Genomic DNA, 24379 nt, shown 5'->3' with positions numbered 1-24379 from the left:
TCAAAGCAGACGTGTAGCTCGCTCGCCTCTATGTCTGTGATTGACACAGAAGCCAGTCATCGAAAAGGAGCCAAACTCGCAGGCTGAACTGGCCAAGAATTCTCATGGATAGCCGAGGTTTTTCTCGAGCCCAGGCCATGTCTTGGTCGTCAATGGGTAGGACAGGGTTGTCCAGTTATCCCCCGGCAAGACGCGGCAGCAGGAATATCTCCGCGCCTTCCGGCAGTTCCTTCGACCACGTATCGCGATAGATCGTCCCGTCGATGGCGACGGCGATGCCGCGATCGATGTATGGCTCGAGGCCGGGATACTGTTCAGCCAGTTTCCTGAACAGCTCCCTTATGTCCTTCGCCTCGATTTCGACCTTGCTCTTGCCTCCGGCGATCGCGCCGAGCGACCCCCAGAGCGTTACTTCGACCATCAGCCTCCCCGTTCCGCCTCGAGCGCCGCCAGGATGCGCGGCGGCGACATCGGGATATGCGTCATGCGCACGCCAGCGGCGTTCGACACCGCATTGGCGATCGCCGCCAGCGGCGGCACGATCGAGGTCTCGCCGACGCCGCGCACCCCGTAAGGATGGTTGGGATTGGGGATCTCGAGAATCTGTGTGTCGATCATCGGCAGGTCCGAGCAGACCGGGATCCGGTAATCCAGGAAGCCAGGGTTCTGCAGCCGCCCGTCCTTACCGTAGATATACTCCTCGTTGAGCGCCCAGCCGATGCCTTGCGCGGCACCGCCCTGGTACTGCCCCTCGACATAGGTCGGATGCACCGCCTTGCCGGCGTCCTGAACGACGGTGTAGCGCAACACCCTGGTGGAGCCGGTCTCGGGATCGACCTCGATATCGCAGATATGGGTGGCGAAGGAGACGCCGGCGCCGTCGGCGACGAGCTCGCTATGGCCGGCAATCGGTCCCCCCGTCTTTCCGGAAGCGGCCGCGATCTCCTTCAGCGACAATGCTGCAAGGTTGCCGTATTTCTCGCCCTTGGCAATCGCGTGACCTTTTTCCCAGACCACGTCGTCGACGGGTATGTCCCACATCTGCGCGGCGCGTTCTCGCAGGATCTTGATGGCGTTGCGAGCGGCGGAGATCGTCGCCATCGAAGACGAGAAGGTGCCGCGGCTGCCGTCCGTCATATCGTTGTAGCCGAGGCTGGAGGTATCGGCGACCACCGCCTTGATTTGCTCATAGGGGATACCGAGCTCCTCCGCCGCCACCAGCGACAGCGACGCGCGGGAACCACCCACATCGACAGTTCCGACGGCAAGGGAGACCGAGCCGTCCATGCCGATGTTGAGGTCGGTGCAGGTCTGGCCACCGAAATTGAACCAGAAGCCGCAGGCCATGCCGCGGCCCTGGTTCTTGCCGAGCGGCGCCTTCATGTGCGGATGGTTCTTCACCGCCTCCAGCGTCGGCCCGATGCCGATCGGGCCGTATACCGGTCCATAGGACGATCTGGTGCCTTCCTGCGCCGCGTTCCTGATCCGGAACTCGACCGGGTCCATGCCGATCTCCTTGGCCAGCTCGTCGACCGCACTTTCCACCGCAAACGCCGCCATCGGAGCCGACGGCGCGCGATAGGCCGCGGTCTTGGGCCGGTTGACCAGCACTTCGTAGCCGACCGTCCTGACGTTCTCGAGCTTGTAGCAGGCAAAGGCCGTCATGGCGCCGATCTCGGCCCACGTGCCGGCATAGGGGCCGCAGCTATAGCGCAGCGTCGCCTCGGCCCCCGTGATCGTGCCGTCCTTGCGGGCGCCGATCCGAACGTCGATCGAGGTGGCGCTGGTCGGGCCGGAGGCGCGGAACACCTCGTCGCGCGTCATGACCAGCTTGACCGGCCGCCCGGCCTTGCGTGACAGCGCCAGTGCCACCGGCTCGGCCCAGACATGGGTCTTGCCGCCGAAACCGCCGCCGATCTCCGAGGAGGTGACGCGCAGCTTCGAGGCTTCCATGCCAAGCAGTTGGGCGCAATGTTGGCGGTAGACAAAATGGCCTTGCGTACAGACCCACAGGTCGGCGGTGCCGTCGGAGCTCACATTGGCCACGCAGGCATGCGGCTCGATATAACCCTGGTGCGTCTGCTCGGTCTTGAAGGAGCGTTCGACGACGAAGTCGGCCTGGCCGAAACCTACATGGATGTCGCCATGGCCGTACTGGGTGCGCTTGGTGACATTGGAAGGCTTGAGGGGCTTTTGCTCGAGGCCTTCGGTGAAGATGGCGTCGTTGACCAGGGGTGCGGAGTGCTTCATCGCCTCGTCGACATCGGTGACATGCGGCAGCACCTCGTAGTCGACCTCGATCAGCTTCAGTGCCTGCCTCGCTGTGCGGGCATCGACCGCAGCGACCGCGGCCACGGCATGGCCGTCATAGAGCGCTTTCTTGCGCGCCATGCAGTTGTCGAGGATGTCGTACATGGCGGCATCGCCGTCGGTGAGGTCGGGCAGGTCGGCCGCGGTGATCACGGCCTTGACGCCGGCGAGCTTCTCCGCCTTCGACGTGTCGATCTTCCTGATCGTGGCATGCGCATGGGGGCTTCTGAGAACGCGCCCGACCAGTTGCCCGGCCATGTTGAAGTCGGCGCCATAGCGTGCGCGGCCCGTCACCTTGTCGACGCCGTCGGGACGGATGGGACGCGTGCCGACAGAGGTGAAATTGCGTCCGGAGTAACGCGGATCGAAATTCATCGTCATGCTCCCTTCATCACGCTGGCGGCGTCCTGAACGGCACGCACGATCTTGTCATAGCCGGTGCAGCGGCAGAGGTTCCCGGCGAGGCCGAAGCGGATCTCCTCCTCGGTCGGATCGGGATTCTTGGCCAAAAGGTCCTTCGCCGCTATCAAAAAGCCCGGCGTGCAGACGCCGCATTGGAGTGCAGCGTGCTCCAGGAATTTCTGCTGCAGCGGATGCAGCCTGTCGCCATGCGCCATGCCCTCGATGGTCTCGACGCGCCGGCCCTCGGCCTCCGCGCCGAGCACCAGGCACGAGCACACCAGCCGATCGTCGAGGATGATGCTGCAGGCCCCGCAGTCGCCGGTGCCGCAGCCTTCCTTGGCGCCCGTCAGCCCCAGGCGATCGCGCAGGACATCAAGCAGCGTCTCGTCCGGCTGGCAAAGGAACTCGACATTGTCGCCGTTGATTGTCGTTGATACTGCCACACCAGCCATCATTTGCCTCCTGCGCGTGCATAGGCGGTCGTGGCGGCCCGCTTGGCCAGCACACCCGCGACTTTCCGTCTGAATTCGATAGTGCCGCGCTTGTCGTCGATCGGGCGGCAGGCACCCGAGCAGACCTTGGCGAGCCTGTCCAGCGTGGCTTCGTCCAGCTTGGAGCCGATGAGAACCTCGGCGGCCTCCTCGACCAGAATCACCGTCGGCGCCACGGCGCCCAACGCCAGACGGGCGGATTTGACGCGACCTTGCTCATCGAGCGTCAAGTTCACGCCGGCGCTTACCACTGCGATGTCCATCTCCGTGCGCGGAATGAAACGCAGATAGGCATCGCCCGAACGCGGTAGACGGCTGTCGAGCAGGATTGCCTCGATGATCTCGCCCTTGGCCAGCGACGTCTTGCCCGGCCCAGTCGGCACCGCTTGCACGGCAATCGTGCGCCTGGTTCCCGGGCCGACGACCACAGCCTTGGCGCCAGCGGCCACCAGCGCCGGCACGCTGTCGGCGGCCGGCGAGGCGTTGCACAGATTGCCGACGATGGTGCAGCGTCCCTGCACCTGCTTCGAGCCGATCAGCTTGGCCGCTTCGACGACGCCGGGCCATGCCTTCTGCAGGGCCGTGTTCTCGCCCAGCACGGCGCAGGGGACCGCCGCGCCGATGCTGAAGCCCTCGGCTGTTTCCCTGATCTCGCCAAGCCCGTCGATCGCCTTGATGTCGACGATCAGGTCGGGTTCGATAAAGCCGCCTTTCATTCTCACCAAGAGGTCGCTGCCTCCGGCGAGGATGGCGGCCGTGCCGGCTGAACCGGCCAACAGGCCGGCGGCGTCTTCAATTGAAAGCGGACGTATGTAACGCATCGTCTCCCCTTAGTGGTCATAGTCACACCAACTGATATAACCGTCTCTCCACAATGGCCATCCTGTTCGTGCATTCGCGGATTGGGCCAGGCGCCGCAAATTTCATTTTGCTCGTCCAACTGGACGCACCGCCAGCCCCTAATGCTCGATCGGTCCCTTCGGCATGACCAGCGCCGTGCCAGCAGTCGTCGGGCGCTCGATCATGCGGCGGACGCGCGCGCAGTCCAGCACCGCGCCGACCCATCCGTAAGTCATCCGTAAGTGCGCTCCCTCTACGTCCTGTTTCGAACCAGGCGACATGTCTGCGCCGTACAGAGAGGGAAACGAACATGAGCACGCTCCTTGCACCAATTGTGATTGGCCCCGTATCGGTCTTGAGTACCTCGGTCCGTATCGATGGGCCGCTTCCCGGCTCGAGCATTTCCCTCCTGGTAAATGGCGTACCCGTCCCTGCGGTAAATGCCGGCGCAACAACCAGTACCTTTGTGCCGGTCGCCGCAGGCTCCCTCAACGTGGGGGATGCATTGACCGCACGCTGGACGCTCGGCGCCGAAACCAGTGATCCAAGCCCGGTCCCGATCGTCGTGCTCGGGTATCCCTCGACGCTAAGCCCATTGGTGTATTTGAGTCAGGTGCACGAGTGCGTCGACTGGGTGCTGATAGGCGCAGCCTATCCTGGCGCCACGGTCGAGATTTTCAACGGCGGCGCATTGATTGGCAGCGATACTGCACGCGGAAATGTCGTACCAGTGCGCATTCGCGGGGCGATCCAGGCCAACGATGTGCTTAGCGCAGTGCAGTCCGTTCAGACGCCTGCCGGACAGGTGAAGAGCAGTCAGACCCCGAGCTTGCCCGCCGAACAGACGCCGTATCGGGAAAATACCATGCCGGCACCAGCAGTCGGCCCGGTTCCTGGGTGCGCGCAAGCAGTACCCGTCAGGGGGTTGGCTCAAGGCGCCACCACGAAGGTCCACTTCAATGGCGACGTGCTGGAATATCCTTTCGTCGGTGCCAACCTCCTGGCGCTGCTTGGCCGTGCCGCGCACAATCCGGATGTCTTCAGCGCCACGCAGCACTTCGAGCGCTGCAATGCATCAAGTCCGTCATCTGCCCCTCCGGTGATCGTCGACGAAACCTTGCCGGTTAGAAAGCCCGTAATCGACGCCTCACAGTACTCCTGCCCGGCAGCCCGTGCTTTGCCTATCTCCAATCTCGAGCCCGGCGCGACATTGACGATCCAACTTGTCGATCCGACTTCGGGTGCAGCTACCGTGCTCGGGAGAATCGGAGTCGGCGAGGATGTGAGTTCCGGCCAATACTGGATTCCCGACGTGTCGGCCCTGATCCCGGCCTCGCCGCCGTTTCCATCGCTCGTCGTCATCCAGGAGCTATGCGGCAAGACAGCCACATCGGATAAGTTGCTGGTGGTAGGGTCTTACCAGGGCAGCGTATTTCCGCCGACCGTCATGGAGCCTGCATTTGAATGTGCAAGCGGCGCTTTCGTCAACAGCGTCGACAACGCGCTCGTACGTTTGTACTCGGATGCGCCAGATTCTCCTGTAATCAGCAAGCCCGTATTCAGTTTTGGCGGCCTCGTCTGGGTCGAGACATTTCGGCCGTTGCGCGCCGGCGAGCACATTCACGCCGAGCTGGAGCTTACTTGTCAGCCCCTCGCGCTTCGGGTCGGGGGCCCGATCAAAGTGTCCGACCTGACCCCACTCAAGACCCCGGATATTCAACAGCCCGTCCGGGTCTTCCAGCGGTTAATTTACGTATCAGGCGTGATTCCCGGGGCGCGCGTGCATGTATTCGTGAACGGGAAGTGGCGCGCCAGCGATACGCCACTTGGTTGGACGACGCTCTTCTTCGGGATTTACGTGGGCGAGCTCAAGGTAGAAGACCAAATTACGGTGATGCAGACATTGTGCACGAAGATGTCTCCGCTCACCAGAGTTCCCGTCAATGTCACCCTCGGGGAAATGCTGCTCTCCGCGGCTCCCCCGTCCCTGATAGCGGGCCAGCCGGCGACGATAACCATCAAAGCAGTCGACGCCGATAACAAGTCCCAATCGGTTGGAGGGACCATATCGCAAGGGGGCGCGGTGGTCGGGGCCACCAACACAGCGTTCACGCTATCTCCGCCGACCGGCCAAGCATCGGTCAGCTTGCAAGTTGCAGCCGTTGGCTACAAGACCGAGACCATCAGTATTCCCCTTACTGCGGCGCCGGTCGTCAAGCCGGCGATGCTGACGATAGCAACGGGTCTCTGGTTCAACGCCACCAAGAAAGAAATCACTGAAATCACCTGGCACCTGCAGGGGCCATCCGGCAGCTTTTCAAAGACCGAAAAGCCGAACGCAGAGCCGGCGTTGGTTCAGTTCGCGTTGCCCAAGCCGGCCGGCGGCGGGTTCACGCCGTTCACTCTCAGCTGCGAGGTCACATTCCAGTTCCAGGATTTCAATTTCATCTCAGGCGTATCTGGGACGAGGTCGAGTGACTTTATCGAGGGAGGCCTCATAAAGCCGTCTCCATCAACCGTCGAGATGTATTGGAGCGGTACCGACCTGACGATTAACTTCCTGGTAAAGTGGATACAGCAGGGCGATTATTTCGTCATAGAGCTCATGTAGTCGAATCGCCAGCGGAAGGGCGTCAGGGTGGCTGGAGCGGTTCATCGTTTCACGGAAACGGCGAACCGCTCTGTCTCTTCCGGACGGAAACCGTTTCACACTTTTCCTGGAATTGCGCTGGAGCGGGATGCGTTCAAATTGAACGGTGCATCCCGCTTTATCTATTTGTTTTAACCGCATTTCTGCGACGTCAAGTGATTCCCTTGGCTGCAAAATGCTTTAATGCTCGATCGGTCCCTTCGGCATGACCAGCGCGGTGCCGGCAGTCGTCGGGCGCTCGATCATGCGGCGGACGCGCGGTGGCTCGTTGCCGCTGTGCAGCGCCCTTATACGCTCGCCGATGACCGCGTCGGCGTAGGTGGCGCGCCGATTGTGGCGGATATATTCGACCCAGGTCGGCGTGTGGTAGTGCTCGATCCATATCGACGGATTTTCGAGATCGCGCGCCAATGTCCAGTTGCGGGCGCCGTCACGGCGGCGGATGCGGCCGCGCTCGGCCATGGTGGCGAGGAATTCCGGCACGTCCTCGTTACGGATAACATATTCGATCATGATGGCGATGGGACCGCTGCGCGGCTTGAGATCAAGCGCCAGATGCGGCTCCCGGAAGCGGTTGAGCGGATCGAGGTTGAGCACAGCCTGCTGCGGCAGCGGCAGCAGCAGGCCGATGGCGCCTCCCGCCAGCATGGCGACGCTGGCCGCCATCAGGGCGGCTTCGGCGCCATGCGCGTCGGCAACGACACCCCAGACCCAGCTGCCGAGCGCGATGCCGCCGAAGGTCGCGGTCTGGTAGACCGAAAGCACGCGGCCGACCACCCAGCGCGGCGTCGACATCTGCACGGTGACGTTGAAGTGCGACAGCGCGGTCACCCAGCAGGCGCCGCCGAGCAGCAGACCGAGCGACGTCTGCCAGGCATTCTCGCTGAGCGCGGCATTGAAGGCGCAGAGCGCGAAGCCGGCGAATGCCATGCGCACCATGGTTTCGCTGGACAGCAGCTGCCGCAGCCTGACGCTGATCAGCGCGCCGCCGACGGCGCCGATGCCGAAGGCGCCGAGCATGATGCCGTAGCTCAAGGCATCGCCCTTGACGACGTCGCGCGCGACCAGCGGCAGCAATGCCAGAACCGCGCCGGCGCTGAAGCCGAAAGCCGAGCTCCTGACCAGCACCTTGCCGATATTGGGCGACATGGCGACGTAGCGCAGGCCGGCGCCCATTGCGGCGCCCAGCGTCTCGCGCGGCAAGGTCGATGCCGGCAGTTCCGGCTTCCAGCGGGCCAGCACGACGATGAGGCCGACATAGCTCAGCGTGTTGACGGCGAAGGCCGCGGCAGCGCCTGCCGCGGCAACGATGATGCCACCGATCGCCGGGCCGACGCTGCGCGTCAGGTTGAAGCCCATCGAGTTGAGCGCGATCGCCGCCGGCACCTTGGTGCGAGGCACCATGTCGCCGACCGAAGCCTGCCAGGACGGGCTGTTGAGCGCGGTGCCGCTGTCGATCAGGAAGGTGAAGGCGAGCAGCGTCCACGGTGTCATCAGGTCGAGATAGGTAAAGACGGTCAGAAGAGCCGAAACAACCAGCATGAAGATCTGCGCGATCAGCATGATTTTGCGCCGGTTGAAGCTGTCGGCGATGGCGCCGGCCAGCAACGCGAAGAGCATGATCGGCAAGGTGGTCGAGGCCTGGACCAAAGCCACCTGGTAGGACGAGGTGGCGATCGTCGTCATCATCCAGGCGGCACCGACGCCCTGGATCAGGCCGCCGAAATTGGAGACGAGGCTGGCGGACCATACCGCACGGAAGATGCCATGCCGGAACGGCGCCAGCGCCGAGACGCTTTCGCTTTCCGGTGTGTCGTCGTTCATAAATGCTTTCCCGGGCTCAAATGCGTTGGTTCTTCCGATGAATCGGGCCCTCAAGCCATGGATTCAAAAAATAGAACATCATTTCGCAAAGGGCGAACGCATTCTGGAAAAACATCATGGTCCAACAACAAGATAGCGATCGCGGAGCCGGTCAGCGCACGCCACTGCGTGCGCCGATTCAGATGCTGGCATGAAGGTAATTCGGCCCTTCAGGCTCCACAGCTCGGACTTGATCAAACTGCGGTCCGTACGTAGGAAAATTGCCAGAAGGAAATTACCGAGGGACTGAAATGAAAGCGCGAGCTCTCAAGGTGATGTCGATTGCCATTCTCATAGTGGCTATACCTCACGTATTTTTTAGACCGCTTGCGAGCATGAGCGACCTGGCTTTAATACAAATATTTACATGTGCTATTTTGTACACATATCTTGTGTTGAACATACTTGGTGACAAATTGTACGAAAAGAACGTAGTATTGTATATTATCGCTTGTCTAATAACTACATTTTACCCATATGAGAACGTATTTTTGATAGCCGGCAGCATATATGGATTTATTGTCCTATTTATTTTTCCTATATCTCTCCTTTTTATACTGAGATCCGTCCGAATCGAACTACGATGATGGTGCACTTTTTGCTGCCCAACCGACAGGCTCTGCGTTCGGATTGATCGCATGCCTCGCCTTGCCCGCATTGTCGTTCGCCGTCTGCCGCACCACGTCACGCAACGGGGTTACGGGCGCACCAAGGTGTTTTCGCGTACGAAGACTACGCACTCTGCAAGAGCCTGCTGGTGGAGCATTGCCCACTAGCCGATCTGATTCCGGAATAGTGGCGGACCATCAAGCTTTGGTGATTGCCGCGCCCCCCAAGGAACGGCTGATTCGGCTACAATCCAACTGCAGACGAATCTGACATCAACGCGATTTGACGGAAACGAATTCAATGAATTGGCGGTGAGCGATGGGCTTTACGGCCGCGAAACCGGGTCGGATCGCAACTGTGCCGTATCGGCGGCTCGCCGATTGCGATAAGCTCCCGGTGCCGGGACGGATGGGCGTCCGCCGGTTTGGGGTGACGCCGGTTGCTTGCCACTGCGCGGCAGAGCGCGGATTTCGCGAGACTGGTTTCGGGGGATGGGGAAATAGTGAGCGATTCATTTCAGGAAGTGACGTCCGTCTCGTGGTTCGGGCGGATCAAACGCGCGGTCGGCGGGTCGTCTTCGGGCTGCTCCTGATCGTGCTGATGGTGATCGGCCTGTTCTGGAACGAGGGCCGGGCCGTGCAGACGGCGCGCTCGCTGGCCGAGGGATCGGGCGCGGTGGTCTCGGTCGGCGCCGACAGCGTCGATGCCGCCAATGACGGCAAGCTCGTCCATGTCACCGGGGCGGTGACGGCGAGCAGCGGCCTTGCCGATCCGGACTTCGGCATTTCGGCGCAGGGGTTGCGGCTGTCGCGCGGCGCCGAGATGTACCAGTGGAAAGAAGAGGAGAAATCCGAGACGACGAAGAAGCTGGGCGGCGGCGAGGAGACGGTGACGACCTACAGCTATTCGAAGGTGTGGGACGACAGCCAGATCAATTCGTCGGAGTTCAAGAAGCCGGACGGCCACGAGAATCCGCCGATGGAGATCCACAGCAAGCAATTCCAGATTCCGGACGGCAAGCTTGGTGCTTTCACGCTCGACCGGCCCGTGCTGGACCTGATCGGCGGCGACAAGACGTTCTCACTGTCTGCCGATCAGTCGGCCGCCATAGACGCCGCCTATACCGGCACCAAGCGGGTCAACATCGTCGACGGAAAAATCTATCTCGGTTTCAACACCACGTCGCCGGCGCTGGGCGACTACCGCATCGGCTACGAACTGGCGCCGCTCGGCGTGGTCAGCGTCGTCGCGCGCCAGACGGGGGGCGGCTTCGAGCCATACCAGACAATCGCCGGCGACCAGTTGCTGATGGTCGACACCGGCAATGTTCCGGCGGAAAAGATGTTCGCCGAAGCGGTCAGCGCGAACACGCTGATCACCTGGCTGCTGCGCGCCGCCGGCGTGCTGCTCCTGGCCATCGGCTTTGCCCTGCTGCTCGGGCCGATCGGCGTCATCCTCGACGTCATTCCTTTGCTCGGCAGCATGGCGCGGATGGGTACCGGCATCATCGCGTTCTTCCTGGCGATCCTGGTCGGGGCGACGACGATGGCCATCGCCTGGTTCTGGTACCGGCCGGTGCTGGCGGCGGGCATCCTGGCAGCGGGCGTCATCGCAGCGGCGGCGGTCTATTACCTCGGCCGCTCGCGCAGGCCGGCTCCGCCGGTTGCGGCGCCGAGCGCGGCCACATGATTTGCAGGCGCCGGCGGTTCTAGCGGTTCATCGTTTCACGGAAACGACGAACCGCCCTATTTCCTGGAATTGCTTCTAGCGGTCCTCGAAGCCGGTCAGCACGCCGACGGCGTTGATGCCGATCTCCTCGACCGCGTAGCCGCCTTCCATGACGAACAGCGTCGGCAGGCCGAGCCTGGCGATGCGGCGGCCGATCCTGGGATAGTCGGGGGTCTTCAGCTTGAACTGGCTGATCGGGTCCTTCTCGAAAGTGTCGACGCCGAGTGAAACCACGACGACGTCAGGAGCATAAGCCGAAAGCCTCGTGCAAGCGTCCTCGAGTGAGGCGTTCCACACGTCCCAGCCGGTGCCGAAGGGCATCGGGTAATTGTCGTTGAAGCCTTCGCCGTCGCCCTCGCCGCGTTCGTCGGCATGGCCGAGGAAGAAGGGATATTCGGTCATCGGATCGCCATGCAGGTTCAGCACCTGAACGTCACCGCGGCGATAGAAGATCTCCTGGGTGCCGTTGCCGTGGTGATAATCGACGTCGAGGATCGAAACGCGCCCGGCGCCATGGTCGCGGAACCATTGCGCGGCGACGGCGGCGTTGTTGATGAAGCAATAGCCGCCCATGAAGGCCGCCCCTGCATGGTGCCCCGGCGGGCGGCAGAGGGCGAAGGCGGAAGGCTCACCGGCCTTGACCAGCGCGGCGGCGGTCAGCGCGACATCATAGGACGACTTGATCGCATCCCATGTGCCTTTGACGAACGTCGCGCCACCGTCGAAGGAGTAGAAGCCGAGCAGCGCATCGATGCCTTTCGGGCGCACGTCGCCGCGCAGGCCGCGCGTCGGCCAGGTGAAGGGAATGGCCGAACCGCTGCGGCCCGATGCTTCCCAGAGCGGCCACACGGTCGGCAGGAAATCGATGTAGTCGCTGGCATGCACCTTCCTGGCGGCGGCGAGGTCGTGGCTTTCCGGCGGCAGGATCGGACCGAGCTTCTCGCTCTCCACCCGCGCCCTGATGAACTCGGCGCGCGACGGCTTTTCAAAGGCCGGCACGATGGCGCCGGCGATCAATTCGACATTGCCGGAATGGCCGGCATGGAAAGGCGAAAAAACAGTCTTCATGAAATTGTTCCGTGGTGAGACGCGGCGACCCTAACCGTCCTGCACTGCCTTTCACAAGGCGCTGGGCCAACCAGCCATGGCTTGCTGGCCCGGCAGCCGGTCGTCTAGCCTGCCGGCAGCGCAACCGACCCGCGGGTAATCATGAGTTCAAATGCCGACCTGATCGTCACCAATGCCCGTGTGCTGACCATGGATGAAGGCAATCCGGCTGCCGAGGCGGTGGCGATAAAGGACGGCAATATCCTGGCGGTTGGCGATCGCCGGACCATAGAGGCGCTGAAAGGGCCGGCCACGAAGATCATCGATGCGCAAGGCGGTTCGGTGGTGCCGGGCTTCATCGAAGCGCATATGCATCTTTTCGGCGGCGCGGCCGAACTCGACAATCTGCACCTTCAGGGCGTGCATGGCTTCGATGCGCTGAGCGACGCGATCCGCGCCTATGCTGCGGCACGGCCGAACGCCAAATTGCTGCTTGGGGCCGGCGTCGACTACACTATCCTCTCCAAGGAAGAGCCGGTCACCCGCCATCATCTCGACCGCATCATCGCCGACCGGCCGTTCGCGATGTCGGCTTCCGATCACCACACGATGTGGGCCAACACCAAGGCGCTGAAGCTGGCCGGCATCCTGCACGGCAAGCAACTCGGCCCCGGCAACGAGATCGTCATGGGCGCCGACGGCCTCGCGGCCGGCGAATTGCGTGAGGGCGAGGCGTTTGGGCCGATCCTCGAGCTTTCCGGGCAGAACCGCGTGCGGCTCGGCCTTGCGACAGGCGGCGAGCCCGAGCCGTACCCTTCCGCAGCCGAAGTCGCGGCCGATCGCGACCTGATGCATCGCGGGCTGGAATGGTGCGCCCGCCACGGCATCACCTCGATCCAGAACATGGACGGCAATCTCTACCAGCTCGAACTGCTTGCCGGTTTGGAGCAGGTAGGGCGGCTGCTCTGCCGCACCAAGATACCTTTTCATTTCAAGAACTTCATGACGCTCGACAAGCTGGAAAAGGCATCGAGCATGGCCAACTCCTACCGATCGGAATGGCTGTCGTCCGGCATGGTCAAGATGTTTTACGACGGCGTGCTGGAAGGCTGGACCGCGGTCATGGTCGACGACTATGCCGACCGGCCGGGCTGGCGCGGTGAGCCGCTGTTCACGCCGGAGCATCTTGCCGAGGTGGCGGTGGAGGCCGACCGGCGCGGGCTGCAGGTCGCCGTGCATTCGATCGGCGACGGCGCGGTGCGCGCGGTCCTCGATGGTTACGAGGCGGCGCAGCGGAAGAACGGCAAACGCGACAGCCGGCACCGGGTCGAGCACATCGAGGTCACCACTGCCGCCGACGTGCCGCGCTTCGCCGAACTCGGCGTCATCGCCTCGATGCAGCCGCCGCACCCGCCCGGCGCCATGGACTTCCCGCTGGAGCCGACGCTTTCACGCATCGGCCGTGAAAGATGGCCGCTGAGCTATGCCTGGCGGACGCTGAAGCAGGCGGGCGCGCATGTCGTCTTCGCTTCCGACTGGCCGGTGTCGCGGATCGAGCCGATCCTGGGCATTCAGGCGGCGATGCTGCGCAAACCTTGGGCAGACGGCGTTCCCGACCAGAGCTTCTCGCTGTTGGAAGCGCTTGCGGGCTATACGGTCGAAGGCGCTTATGCCGAATTCATGGAACACCGTAAGGGCCGGCTGAAACCAGGCTATCTGGCCGATCTGGTGGTGCTGTCGGCCGATATCGAAGCAACTGAACCGGGTTTGCTGCACAAGGTGCATCCGGTCAGCACCATCTGCGGCGGCAAGATCACTTACCAGGGTTGATGGTGGCGCTGACCATGGCACGGAGCTTGCGTTCTGAACCGAGGCCCAGATGCATGGTTGCCAAGCCGACCGGCATATGCTGACAATCGAATGGGAACTGGATCCGCCTTTAAGAGCGGACATGAAAATGGGGTAATGCGTGCCGGATCAACCGGGTAAGAGTGCAATCGAGGTCCGCAGCGTCCGCAAGGTGTTCGGTACCGGGGACGCACAAGTCGCCGCTCTCGACACGGTTTCGGTGTCGATCCGCGAGAACGAGTTCTTCACGCTGCTGGGGCCGTCGGGTTGCGGAAAGACGACGCTGCTGCGGCTGATCGCCGGCTTTGACTTCCCCAGCGAAGGCGAAATCCTGCTGCACGGCCACGACATCGCGCCGCTGCCGCCGTTCAAGCGGCCGGTCAACACCGTCTTCCAGTCCTATGCGCTGTTCCCGCACATGACCGTGGCCGAGAATATCGGCTTTGGGCTGGAGATGCTGGGCAAGCCGAAAGCCGAAATCAAGGCGCGCGTCGCCGAGATGCTGAAGCTGGTCAAGATGGAGGCGCTGAGTGCCCGCCGCACCAGCCAGATCTCCGGCGGCCAGCAGCAGCGCGTCGCACTGGCCCGCGCGCTGGCGCCGCAGCCAAAAGTGCTGTTGCTCGACGAGCCATTGTCGGCGCTCGACTACAAGCTGCGCAAGGAGATGCAGATCGAACTGAAACGGCTGCAGCACCAGACCGGCATCACCTTCATCTTCGTCACCCACGACCAGGAAGAAGCGCTGACCATGTCGGACCGCATCGCCGTGATGTCGGCCGGCAAGATCCTGCAGGTCGGCACGCCCTGGGACATCTATGACAAGCCGGCCGAGCGCTTCGTCGCCGACTTCATCGGCGAAACCAATTTCCTGACCGCGGCCATCACCGGCATCGGCAACGGCAAGGCGCGCGCGACCCTCAAATCCGGCGCAACGATCGACGCGACCGTGGCTGACGGCTTCCAGCCGAAGGCGAATGCGACGCTGGTGGTCAGGCCGGAACACGCCAAGCTGACCGGCGGCAAGGGCGATCTTTCCGGAACCATCGAAAACATCGTCTATTTCGGCACCGACACGCATATTCATGTCCAACTGGACAGCGGCGAAGCCTTCACCGTGCGCCAGCAGAACACGCGCAGCGCAGGCTGCGGTTTCGAGCGAGGCGACAAGGTCGGCGTCTCGATCGGCAACGACGCCGCGCAAGTGCTGAGGGATTGATGGCGAGCGCGGAAGAAGTCGCCAAGGCGGCCGAGCGGCGCGACATCCGCGACCGCTGGCTGCTGTCGGCGCCGGCCCTGCTGATCATCTTCCTGGCAGCGACCGGGCCGTTGCTGATCGTGCTGGTCTATTCGTTCCTGACGCCCGGCCCCTATGGCGACGTGAAGTGGCAATTCTCGCCCGAGGCCTGGACATCGGTGTTCATGGAACGCGACATCTTCGACGACACGCTTTCGTTCGCCGCTGCCCATGTCACTATCTTCTGGCGCTCGATCAAGCTTGCCATCGTCACCACGATCGCCACTTTGGCGCTTGGTTTTCCTACTGCCTATTTCATGGCGACGCGCAGCGAGAAGACGCGCGATCTCTGGCTGTTCCTGATCACCATACCGTTCTGGACCAACTTGCTGATCCGCACCTTCGCGGTGCTGCAGATCATCCGCAACGAGGGGTTGATCAACACGGTGCTGCTCAAGCTCGGCATCATCTCGGCGCCGATCCAGATATTGTTCACCGATACGGCGATCCTGATCGGCATGGCCTATGTCTATCTGCCGCTGATGGTGCTGCCGATCTACGCCAGCATGGAAAAACTCGATTTCCGGCTGGTCGAAGCCGGCTACGATCTTTATGCGACACGCTTCCAGGTGCTCAGGCGTATCATTTTCCCGCTGGTCAAGCCGGGCGTCATCGCCGGCTCCATCCTGGTGTTCATTCCGGCGCTCGGCGCCTACGTCACACCGAGCCTATTGGGCGGCGGCAAGAACATGATGCTCTCCAACCTGATCGAGCTGCAGTTCGGGCAAGGCCGCAACTGGCCGCTCGGCTCGGCCCTGTCCATCGCCGTCATGATCATCGTCATGGTGGCGCTGCTCGCCTATGTTCGTAACACCGGCCGGTCGGAGATGCGTCATGGCTAGCAGCTTCGCAATCAAGCATCAGCCGGGATTCACCGCGATCGCCGCGACCTGCTTTGTCGTGCTCTATCTGCCCATCGTCGTGCTGGTCGTCTATGCCTTCAACGCCGCGACCTCGACGTCAGAATGGGGCGGCATCTCGCTCAAATGGTTCCAGTCGGCGTGGCAGAACACGCAAGTCATCGACGCCACCTTGCGCTCCTTTCAGATCGGCGCCATCGCGGCGATCCTGGCCACCGTCTTCGCCACCATGGCGGCGCTCGCCACCACGCGCACGCCGCCCTATCCCGGCCTGACCTTCAAATATGCCGCCATCAACCAGCCTCTGATGGTGCCGGAGATCGTCACCGGCGTGGCGCTGCTGATCTTTTTCTCGCGCATCAAGATCTTCACCGGCTATTCCGGGCTCGGCTACCTGATCGCGGCACATACGGCCTTTTGCATTCCGTTCGCCTACCTGCCGATCCGGGCGCGGCTGGAGAACATGGACCTGACGCTGGAACGGGCCGCCGCCGATCTCTATGCGACGCCGTGGAAGACGTTCCGCCGCATCACCTTGCCGCTGCTTTGGCCCGGCATTCTGGCCGGACTGATGCTGGCCTTCGTTATCTCGCTCGACGATGTCGTCATCACCGAGTTCGTGAAATCGGGCGGCCAGGACACGCTGCCGACCTACATGCTTGGCCAGATACGTCGAGGGATAACGCCGGAGATCAACGCGATATCGACCGTGTTCCTGCTCTTGTCGGTCGCCATCGTGACGTTGTTTTTCTTCATCAGCAGGAAACGGGACTAGACATGAAAATGGGAGCTAAAACCATGAACTGGAAGACATCGGCGACCGCCATCGGGCTGGCGCTGCTCGCCTCGACGAGCCTTGCTCGCGCCGACGGTGAACTCAACATCTACAATTGGGGCAACTACACCAGCCCCGACGTGATCAAGAAGTTCGAGCAGAAATACAACGTCAAGGTGACCATCACCGATTACGATTCGAACGATACGGCGCTGGCCAAGGTTCGCCAGGGCGGCACCGGCTTCGACATCGCGGTGCCTTCGCAAACCTTCGTGCCGATCTGGATCAAGGAAGGCCTCGTTCAGGAGACCGATCCCGGCAAGATGGAGAATTTCAAGAACGTGGCGCCGGAATGGGCCAATCCCGATTTCGATCCGGGCCGCAAATATTCCGTGCCATGGGCTTGGGGCACGGTGGGCATCGTGGTGAACACCGATGTCTACAAGCGGCCGTCGGACAGTTGGGGCATTATCTTCAACACACCCGACGAACTGAAGGGCAAGGTCAACGTCGTGCCGGAAATGAACGACGTCATGTTCGCGGCGACCAAATATGTCGGCGCCGCGCAATGCGCCAGCGATAAGGAAACGCTGAAGAAGGTGCGTGACACTCTGGTTGCTGCCAAGCCGAACTGGATCGCGATGGAATACAATACCATCGAGAAAATGGGCGCCGGCGATTTCAAGGCGACCAGCGACTGGAACGGCTCGGCCTTTCGCCAGCGGCTGGCGAACCCTAAGATCCACTATTTCTATCCCAAGGAAGGTTTTGGCCTCTGGAGCGACAATGTCATGGTCCTGAAGGACGCCAAGAATGTCGAGAACGCCAAGCTGTTCCAGAACTTCATCATGGATCCGGAAAATGCCGCCGGCCTATCCGCCTTCCACCGCTACGCCAACGGCATTGCCGGTTCCGACAAGTACATGCCGGCCGATATGAAGGATGCGCCGGAAGTCATCATCCCGGAAGACGTCAAGGCGCATGGCGAGCTGCAAAAATTGTGTTCCGAGGAAGTGCAGGCCATCTACAGCAAGATCTGGACCGAACTGCAGAAGTAATCCACATCCGGACGAAACCCGGCGGCAATTGCCGCCGGGCCTTTTCCCGGTGATCGGACTGCCTATGATTTCCTATCGCAACAGCGAACCGGCGCCGCCGATCATGCAGGGTTCGCCGCCGCGGATGGTGCCGCCGAAGCTCGACTGAGACCGGCCGCCATGGAATCGTTGGGCGTTCCAGCACATCCGCGAATTTCTGCCGACCGTCGAAGTCTGGCGCGGCAATGGCCATCGGCATCGCTTCGAGCGCGCCGAGGTCGATCTCGACGCGCTGCCGGTGAGCGACAGCATGGGGCAGCCGACGACGCTCGCCGGGCTGCTCGACGAGACCTATACCGACGGGTTCCTCGTGCTCAAAGACGGCAAGGTCGCCTATGAGCGCTACTTCAACGGCATGACCGAGCGCACGCTGCATTTGTCGCAGTCAATGGCGAAGTCGGTCACGGGCTCGGTGTTCGGCATATTGGTCGGGCGCGGACTGATCGATCCGGCCTTGTCGGCGACGGTCTATCTGCCGGAGCTGGAAGCGACCGGCTGGGCAGGCGCCAGCGTGCAGCATGTGCTCGACATGACGAGCGGGGTGAGCTTTTCCGAGGAATACACCGATCCCTATTCGGACATCGGCCAGGTCGATGTCGCCACCGGCTGGAAGCCGGTGCTCCCGGGCAGCGATCCGGCCTTCCGCTGGCCATCGCATATGTTCGAACTGATCCTCGGGCTCAAGGAAAAGAGCCGGCCGCACGGCGCTGCCTTCGAATACCGCTCGATCGAGACCGACGTGCTTGCCTTCATCATGGAGCGGGTGAGCGGCAAAAGGCTGGCGCAGCTGATTTCGGAAGAGCTCTGGCAAAAGCTCGGCGCGGATGAAAGCGCCTGCTTCACTGTCGACAGCGCCGGTTATGCGGTCGCCGACGGCGGCTTCAACGCCACGCTGCGCGATTATGGCCGCTTCGGCCAGCTGATCCTCGACAATGGAGGCGGCATCGTGCCGGCCGACTGGATCGAGGCGACGCGCAATGGCAGGCATGGACCGGATTTCAGTCCCAGCCTGCCGGAAGGCAGCTACCGCAACCAGTTCTGGATCGAGGACCCGCGCTCGCGAGCGCTGATGTGCCGGGGCGTGTTCGGGCAGCTGATCTATATCGACTGGGATACGAAAATGGTCGTGGTAAAGCTTTCGAGCTATCCGGATTTCACCAACATCGGCTATTCGGTGGCGACGCTGAAGGCCGTGCATGCCATTGCCGCGGCGCTCGCCTGAACCTCAAAGAAATCCGCAGGACCACCATGACCGGCAAGACCGCGTTCGAAACCAGATACGGCTTTGCCCGCAAGCAAGTGCTGCTCGGCAACTGGCGCGAAAGCCCGTTCAGCCGGTGGTCGTTCCAGAATGTCGGCGAGCTGGTGCCGAGCGCTGCCGTGGCGGCACAGCCGGGCAGCAGCGAGGCGCCGGCGCAGGATTTCGGCGGGCTACTTGGCGAAAAGGTCGCTCTTGCAGGCGGCGCGGAGACGGTCGCGGCTTTTCTCAGGCGCTCCGATACCGACGCGCTGACGATCATGAAACGCGGCAAATTCGTCGGCGACTGGTTCGCGCCGCATATGGAGTTTGGGGCGCGCCACATCGTCTTTTCGATCAGCAAGTCGCTGACCGCCATTGTTGCCGGCATATTGGAAGGCGAGGGGATTTTCGATCCGCAGGCACCGGTAAGCCTCTATCTGCCCGAAGCCGCCGGCTCGGCCTATGGCGATGCGCGTGCGCGGCACGTGCTCGACATGAGTGTCAGCCTCGATTTCGAAGAGGCCTATCTCGATCCGGAAAGTGCCTTCGCCCGCTATCGCCGCGCCATGCTGTGGAATCCGGGCGGGGGCACCGAGAGCCTGGCCACTTTCCTCATGACGCTGCAGGGTCTGGCCGAGCCGCATGGCCGGACGTTCCGCTACCGTTCGCCCAATTCCGACCTGCTCGGCATCCTGCTCGAACGTGCGTCTGGCCGGCGCTTCGCCGATCTGATGCACGACAAATTATGGGCGCCGCTCGGCGCCGTCAGCGACGCCTCGGTGACAGTCGACATGGAAGGTGCGGCGCGCACCGCCGGCGGTATTTCGGTGACACCGCGCGACCTCGCGCGCGTCGGCGAGATGATGCGGCAAGGCGGCGCAGCCGATGGCCGCCGCGTCGTGCCGGAAGCCTGGGTGCGCGACACGACCGAAACTGGCGGTGACGCCGAGGCCTGGCGGCGCGGCACGATGGCGTTCCTGTTTCCGCGTGGCCGCTATCGCAACAAATGGTACCAGACGGGCGCGGCAAGCGGCGCCTTCTGCGGCATCGGCATCCACGGCCAGTGGCTTTACGTCAATCCAAAGGCCGAAATTGTGATCGCAAAGATGTCGTCGCAGCCGGTACCGGTCGACGATCCGCTCGATCTGGATATGATTTCTTTCTTCGAGGCGCTGAGCCGGATGGTCTGATCCATCCAGACAGCCCGACCTTTCCTGTGGACCTCTCGCCGGGTTGAAAATGGCGCGGTTGGCGCAGCAGTGCTCTGCGCTTATGGTCGCTGCTCGTTTCGACTAGCGACAGGTACGACATGGCATCCGACATCAAACGCATCGCAACCATCATAGCCGCCGAAATCGGCGCGCGGCCCGAACAGGCTGCGGCGGCGATCGGCTTGCTCGACGACGGCGCGACCGTGCCGTTCGTGGCGCGCTACCGCAAAGAGGTCACCGGCGGCCTCGACGACACGCAGCTGCGCGACCTCGCCGAGCGGCTCGCCTATCTGCGCGAACTCGACGCGCGCCGCGATACCATCCTTGGTTCGATCCGCGAGCAGGGCAAGCTGACCGAGGAGCTCGAGGCAAAGATCGCTGCGGCCGGCACCAAGGCCGAACTCGAAGACATCTATCTGCCTTACAAGCCGAAGCGCCGGACCAAGGCCGAGATCGCACGCGAGCGCGGGCTCGGGCCTCTGGCGGAAGCTATTCTCGCCGACCGTACGGCTGTACCCGCCGAGCTGGCGCTGGCCTACATCAGCGAAGACGTGGCCGACGCCAAGGCGGCGCTCGAGGGTGCGCGCGACATCCTGTCCGAACAGTTCGCCGAGAATGCCGATCTGGTCGGCAGATTGCGGACCTACATGAAGGAACGCGCCTTTCTGCGGTCGCGCGTCGTCGACGGCAAGCAGGAGGCCGGCGCGAAATTTTCCGACTATTTCGACCATGTCGAGCGCTGGGCCAACGTACCGAGCCATCGCGCGCTGGCCATGTTGCGCGGCCGCAACGAGGAGGTTCTGTCGCTCGACATCGAAGTCGATGCCGATGACGCCTCGCCGGTGAAGCCGGTCGAACGGATGATCGCCGACGCCTACGCCATCGGCCGCCAGTTGCCGGGAGACCGCTGGCTGATGGAGGTCGCCGGCTGGACTTGGCGCATAAAGCTGTCGCTGCACCTGACGCTCGATCTGATGCGCGATCTGCGCGAGCGGGCCGAAGAAGAAGCCATCCATGTCTTCGCCCGCAATCTCAAGGATTTGCTGCTTGCCGCGCCTGCCGGCTCGCGGCCGACGATGGGGCTCGATCCGGGCATTCGCACCGGCGTCAAGGTGGCGGTGGTGGACGGCACCGGCAAGCTACTGGCGACGACAACGGTATATCCGTTCCCGCCGAAGAACGATGTCCGCGGCGCGCAGGCCGAACTGGCCAAGTTCATCCGGCTGCACAAGGTCGAGCTGATCTCGATCGGCAACGGCACCGGCAGCCGCGAGACCGAAAGGCTGGTGGCCGACATGCTGGCTGACATGCCTGCCGGGTCCGGGCCGAAGCCGCTCAAGGTGATCGTCAGCGAGGCCGGCGCCTCAGTCTATTCCGCCTCGGCAACGGCGGCGGCGGAATTTCCCGGCCTCGACGTGTCGCTGCGCGGGGCGGTGTCCATCGCGCGGCGCCTGCAGGATCCGCTCGCCGAACTGGTCAAGATCGAGCCCAAGTCGATCGGCGTCGGCCAGTACCAGCACGACGTCGATCAGTACCGCCTCGGCCGCTCGCTGGAAGCCGTGGTCGAGGATGCGGTCAATGCCGTCGGCGTCGATCTCAACACGGCCTCAGCGCCGCTTCTGGGGCGGGTTTCGGGTCTCGGCGCATCGCTGGCCGAGGCGATCGTTGCGCACCGGGACGCGACCGGCCCGTTCGCCAGCCGTCGCGAACTGTTGAAGGTCTCCCGCCTTGGACCCCGCGCGTTCGAGCAATGCGCCGGCTTCCTGCGCATTCCCGACGGCAGCGAGCCGCTCGATGCCTCCGCCGTGCATCCGGAAGCCTATGGCGTGGCCAAGAAGATCGTCGCGGCCTGCGGGCGCGACGTTCGCTCGCTGATGGGCGACAGCGCCGCACTCAAGGCGCTCGATCCGCGCGTCTTCGTCGATGAGCGCTTCGGCCTCCCGACGGTGCGCGATATCCTGGCGGAGCTGGAAAAGCCCGGCCGCGATCCGCGCCCCGGCTTCAAGACCGCGACCTTCGCCGACGGCATCGACGACATCAAGGATCTGAAGCCCGGCATGCAGCTTGAAGGCACTGTCACCAATGTCGCCGCCTTCGGCGCCTTCGTCGATATCGGCGTGCACCAGGACGGACTGGTGCACGTCTCGCAACTGGCCGATCGGTTCATCAAGGACGCGCATGAGGTGGTCAAGGCCGGCGACGTGGTCAAGGTGCGTGTCGTCGACGTCGATATCAAGCGCAAGCGCATCGGTCTGTCGATGCGCAAGGATGGCGACGGTGGCGCACCGAAGCCGCGCGACAATGGCAGCAGGCCGGTGCCGCGCGCGCCCGCGCCCCAACGCCAGCCGGAGCGGCCGGTGCAGCAGGGCGCGTTCGGCGCCGCTTTGGCCGATGCGTTGAAGCGGAAGTAATTTCGCGAGCCGGGCTGCGCCGCTAGGTCAGACGGCGGCGCTCGACATTGATGATCCATCACCAATGCTCATGGATCGGCGAAGCTATTTCGTTTGATTTTTTCAGGACGGGAGCCGATAAGCCGCGCGTTTCAAGATTTCTGTTTCGATGCATGTCGTTATCTCCAAGCTGCCGAACACCCTCGGGTCAGGCCCGCGGGCAAGCTTTGGGCGACATGCATGAGTTTGGGAGACCGAGAGCCATGGCCGCCGACAAGAACGCATTCGTCTGGGATGATCCTTTCCTGATCGAGGACCAGCTTTCGGAGGACGAGCGCATGGTGCGCGATGGCGCCGCCGCGTTTGCCGCCGACAAGCTCGCTCCGAAGATCGAGGAAGCCTATCTCGAGGAGAAGACCGACGCCGGGATCTTTCGCGAAATGGGCGAGGCCGGTCTGCTCGGCATCACCATCCCGGAAGAATATGGCGGGCTCGGCGCCAACTACATCACCTACGGGCTGGTCGCGCGGGAAGTGGAGCGGATCGACTCGGGCTATCGCTCGATGATGAGCGTGCAGTCGTCGCTGGTAATGTATCCGATCCATGCCTATGGCTCGGAAGAACAGCGCAAGAAATACCTGCCGAAGCTGGCGTCGGGCGAATGGATCGGCTGCTTTGGCCTGACCGAGCCTGACGCCGGTTCCGACCCGGGCGGCATGAAGACGCGGGCCGAGAAGACCGCGAGCGGCTACAGGATCTCCGGCTCGAAAATGTGGATTTCCAACGCGCCGATCGCAGACGTGTTCGTCGTCTGGGCAAAGTTGTCCGACGAAAGTGGGGGCGCGCATGACAACCAGATTCGCGGCTTTGTCCTGGAAAAGGGCATGAACGGGCTATCGGCGCCGAAGATCGGCGGCAAGCTGTCGCTGCGAGCCTCGATTACCGGCGAAGTGGTGATGGAAGGCGTCGAGGTCGGCGAGGACGCGTTGCTGCCCAATGTCTCGGGTCTCAAAGGGCCGTTTGGCTGCCTCAACCGGGCGCGCTACGGAATTTCCTGGGGCGCCATGGGCGCGGCTGAGGATTGCTGGCACCGCGCCCGCCAGTATGGCCTCGACCGTAAGCAGTTCGGCAAGCCGCTGGCCGGCACGCAGCTTTTCCAGAAGAAGCTCGCCGACATGCAGACCGAGATCGCGCTCGGCCTGCAGGGCAGCCTGCGCGTCGGGCGGCTGATGGATGAAGGCAAGATGGCGCCGGAGATGATCTCGCTCGTCAAGCGCAACAATTGCGGCAAGGCGCTCGACATCGCCCGCCAGGCCCGCGACATGCATGGCGGCAATGGCATCCAGATCGGTTACCACGTCATGCGCCACGCCCAGAACCTGGAAACCGTCAACACCTATGAGGGCACGCATGACGTGCATGCGCTGATCCTCGGACGGGCGCAGACCGGATTGCAGGCGTTCTTTTAGGTTCAGGTGTTCTCCGCTTCCAGGATGCCCGTGCCTGGTATCTCCGCTCGCAAAGCGGGAGATCGGCAATTTTCGTCGACGATGCCACATTTTGTTCTTGCTTTGTGCCGGCAGCTATGCTACTAATTTCGGTATGGTGCTAATTGGCTCCAACGACCCGTCCGCCGAGGCGGGTTTTTCTTTTCAGCTCTTTTCGACGAAGCATCGCCTGTGCTGCCGATCATCGATATCGGCGGGAAGCGCCCGGTGCTGACC

The 24379-nt window shown here is 62.8% G+C and carries 17 protein-coding genes; 11 read left to right on the top strand and 6 right to left on the bottom strand.

Annotation, left to right across the window (positions count from 1 at the left end; genetic code table 11):
- Nucleotides 1-175 precede the first annotated feature (175 nt).
- From NKJ55_RS00365 to NKJ55_RS00350, 4 genes are read right to left on the bottom strand one after another with little or no spacing between them, the layout of a single operon-like run.
- Nucleotides 176-421 (bottom strand): MoaD/ThiS family protein, encoded by a 246-nt coding sequence (locus NKJ55_RS00365; RefSeq protein WP_023675441.1) that lies wholly within the window; start codon nt 419-421, stop codon nt 176-178.
- Nucleotides 421-2685 carry a xanthine dehydrogenase family protein molybdopterin-binding subunit gene (locus NKJ55_RS00360; RefSeq protein WP_352448419.1) on the bottom strand — a complete coding sequence of 755 codons (2265 nt, stop codon included), beginning with the start codon at nt 2683-2685 and terminating at the stop codon, nt 421-423. Before NKJ55_RS00360 ends, NKJ55_RS00365 begins: the two co-directional genes overlap by 1 nt.
- Before the next feature lie 2 nt (nt 2686-2687).
- Nucleotides 2688-3164, bottom strand: coding sequence for a (2Fe-2S)-binding protein (locus tag NKJ55_RS00355; protein WP_352448182.1), 477 nt, complete (start codon nt 3162-3164; stop codon nt 2688-2690).
- On the bottom strand, nt 3164-4024 hold the full coding sequence (locus NKJ55_RS00350; RefSeq protein WP_352448181.1) for an FAD binding domain-containing protein: 861 nt from the start codon (nt 4022-4024) through the stop codon (nt 3164-3166). Before NKJ55_RS00350 ends, NKJ55_RS00355 begins: the two co-directional genes overlap by 1 nt.
- A gap of 329 nt (nt 4025-4353) precedes the next feature.
- On the opposite strand from NKJ55_RS00350, the gene NKJ55_RS00345 reads away from it, so the two are divergent.
- Complete coding sequence (locus NKJ55_RS00345; RefSeq protein WP_352448180.1) at nt 4354-6654, top strand: hypothetical protein; 2301 nt, start codon at nt 4354-4356, stop codon at nt 6652-6654.
- 219 nt (nt 6655-6873) lie between these two features.
- Here NKJ55_RS00345 and NKJ55_RS00340 read toward each other — a convergent pair whose 3' ends face one another.
- Nucleotides 6874-8517: an MFS transporter gene (locus NKJ55_RS00340; RefSeq protein ID WP_352448179.1), complete on the bottom strand. Its 1644-nt coding sequence runs from the start codon at nt 8515-8517 to the stop codon at nt 6874-6876.
- Nucleotides 8518-9702: 1185 nt separating this feature from the next.
- On the opposite strand from NKJ55_RS00340, the gene NKJ55_RS00335 reads away from it, so the two are divergent.
- Nucleotides 9703-10854 (top strand): TMEM43 family protein, encoded by a 1152-nt coding sequence (locus tag NKJ55_RS00335; protein ID WP_352448178.1) that lies wholly within the window; start codon nt 9703-9705, stop codon nt 10852-10854.
- A gap of 75 nt (nt 10855-10929) precedes the next feature.
- On the opposite strand, the gene NKJ55_RS00330 is transcribed toward NKJ55_RS00335, so the two are convergent.
- The gene (locus NKJ55_RS00330) at nt 10930-11961 is read right to left on the bottom strand and encodes a histone deacetylase family protein (RefSeq protein ID WP_352448177.1); all 1032 of its coding nucleotides are present in this window, start codon (nt 11959-11961) and stop codon (nt 10930-10932) included.
- Nucleotides 11962-12102: 141 nt separating this feature from the next.
- Here NKJ55_RS00330 and NKJ55_RS00325 point away from each other — a divergent pair, with 141 nt between their 5' ends.
- From NKJ55_RS00325 to NKJ55_RS00285, 9 genes are all read left to right on the top strand, one after another.
- Nucleotides 12103-13770: an amidohydrolase gene (locus NKJ55_RS00325; protein WP_352448176.1), complete on the top strand. Its 1668-nt coding sequence runs from the start codon at nt 12103-12105 to the stop codon at nt 13768-13770.
- A 139-nt stretch (nt 13771-13909) separates the two neighbouring features.
- Nucleotides 13910-15004 carry an ABC transporter ATP-binding protein gene (locus NKJ55_RS00320; protein WP_352448175.1) on the top strand — a complete coding sequence of 365 codons (1095 nt, stop codon included), beginning with the start codon at nt 13910-13912 and terminating at the stop codon, nt 15002-15004.
- Nucleotides 15004-15924, top strand: a complete 921-nt coding sequence (locus NKJ55_RS00315) for an ABC transporter permease (RefSeq protein ID WP_352448174.1) — start codon at nt 15004-15006, stop codon at nt 15922-15924. Before NKJ55_RS00320 ends, NKJ55_RS00315 begins: the two co-directional genes overlap by 1 nt.
- On the top strand, nt 15917-16717 hold the full coding sequence (locus NKJ55_RS00310) for an ABC transporter permease (RefSeq protein WP_352448173.1): 801 nt from the start codon (nt 15917-15919) through the stop codon (nt 16715-16717). The genes NKJ55_RS00315 and NKJ55_RS00310 overlap by 8 nt, the downstream gene beginning before the upstream one ends.
- 23 nt (nt 16718-16740) lie before the next feature.
- Nucleotides 16741-17775, top strand: coding sequence for an ABC transporter substrate-binding protein (locus NKJ55_RS00305; protein WP_352448172.1), 1035 nt, complete (start codon nt 16741-16743; stop codon nt 17773-17775).
- Nucleotides 17776-17959: 184 nt separating this feature from the next.
- The gene (locus NKJ55_RS00300) at nt 17960-19036 is read left to right on the top strand and encodes a serine hydrolase domain-containing protein (RefSeq protein WP_352448418.1); all 1077 of its coding nucleotides are present in this window, start codon (nt 17960-17962) and stop codon (nt 19034-19036) included.
- Nucleotides 19037-19062: 26 nt separating this feature from the next.
- The gene (locus tag NKJ55_RS00295) at nt 19063-20244 is read left to right on the top strand and encodes a serine hydrolase domain-containing protein (protein WP_352448171.1); all 1182 of its coding nucleotides are present in this window, start codon (nt 19063-19065) and stop codon (nt 20242-20244) included.
- A 119-nt stretch (nt 20245-20363) separates the two neighbouring features.
- A complete protein-coding gene (locus NKJ55_RS00290; RefSeq protein WP_352448170.1) occupies nt 20364-22676 on the top strand; it encodes a Tex family protein in 2313 nt (770 codons plus the stop codon).
- A 242-nt stretch (nt 22677-22918) separates the two neighbouring features.
- Nucleotides 22919-24124 (top strand): acyl-CoA dehydrogenase, encoded by a 1206-nt coding sequence (locus NKJ55_RS00285; protein WP_352448169.1) that lies wholly within the window; start codon nt 22919-22921, stop codon nt 24122-24124.
- Nucleotides 24125-24379 lie beyond the last annotated feature (255 nt).

It is taken from the genome of Mesorhizobium sp. M0106 (assembly GCF_040322715.1).
Classification (GTDB): Bacteria; Pseudomonadota; Alphaproteobacteria; order Rhizobiales; family Rhizobiaceae; genus Mesorhizobium.
This window is presented reverse-complemented; position numbering and strand designations above follow the sequence as displayed.

Excerpts from the sequence above, each read along its gene's own strand:
- NKJ55_RS00365 (WP_023675441.1), bottom strand. The coding sequence starts at position 421 with ATGGTCGAAGTAACGCTCTGGGGGTCGCTCGGCGCGATCGCCGGAGGC.
- NKJ55_RS00360 (WP_352448419.1), bottom strand. The coding sequence starts at position 2,685 with ATGAATTTCGATCCGCGTTACTCCGGACGCAATTTCACCTCTGTCGGC.
- NKJ55_RS00355 (WP_352448182.1), bottom strand. The coding sequence starts at position 3,164 with ATGGCTGGTGTGGCAGTATCAACGACAATCAACGGCGACAATGTCGAG.
- NKJ55_RS00350 (WP_352448181.1), bottom strand. The coding sequence starts at position 4,024 with ATGCGTTACATACGTCCGCTTTCAATTGAAGACGCCGCCGGCCTGTTG.
- NKJ55_RS00345 (WP_352448180.1), top strand. The coding sequence starts at position 4,354 with ATGAGCACGCTCCTTGCACCAATTGTGATTGGCCCCGTATCGGTCTTG.
- NKJ55_RS00340 (WP_352448179.1), bottom strand. The coding sequence starts at position 8,517 with ATGAACGACGACACACCGGAAAGCGAAAGCGTCTCGGCGCTGGCGCCG.
- NKJ55_RS00330 (WP_352448177.1), bottom strand. The coding sequence starts at position 11,961 with ATGAAGACTGTTTTTTCGCCTTTCCATGCCGGCCATTCCGGCAATGTC.
- NKJ55_RS00325 (WP_352448176.1), top strand. The coding sequence starts at position 12,103 with ATGAGTTCAAATGCCGACCTGATCGTCACCAATGCCCGTGTGCTGACC.
- NKJ55_RS00315 (WP_352448174.1), top strand. The coding sequence starts at position 15,004 with ATGGCGAGCGCGGAAGAAGTCGCCAAGGCGGCCGAGCGGCGCGACATC.
- NKJ55_RS00310 (WP_352448173.1), top strand. The coding sequence starts at position 15,917 with ATGGCTAGCAGCTTCGCAATCAAGCATCAGCCGGGATTCACCGCGATC.
- NKJ55_RS00305 (WP_352448172.1), top strand. The coding sequence starts at position 16,741 with ATGAACTGGAAGACATCGGCGACCGCCATCGGGCTGGCGCTGCTCGCC.
- NKJ55_RS00295 (WP_352448171.1), top strand. The coding sequence starts at position 19,063 with ATGACCGGCAAGACCGCGTTCGAAACCAGATACGGCTTTGCCCGCAAG.
- NKJ55_RS00290 (WP_352448170.1), top strand. The coding sequence starts at position 20,364 with ATGGCATCCGACATCAAACGCATCGCAACCATCATAGCCGCCGAAATC.
- NKJ55_RS00285 (WP_352448169.1), top strand. The coding sequence starts at position 22,919 with ATGGCCGCCGACAAGAACGCATTCGTCTGGGATGATCCTTTCCTGATC.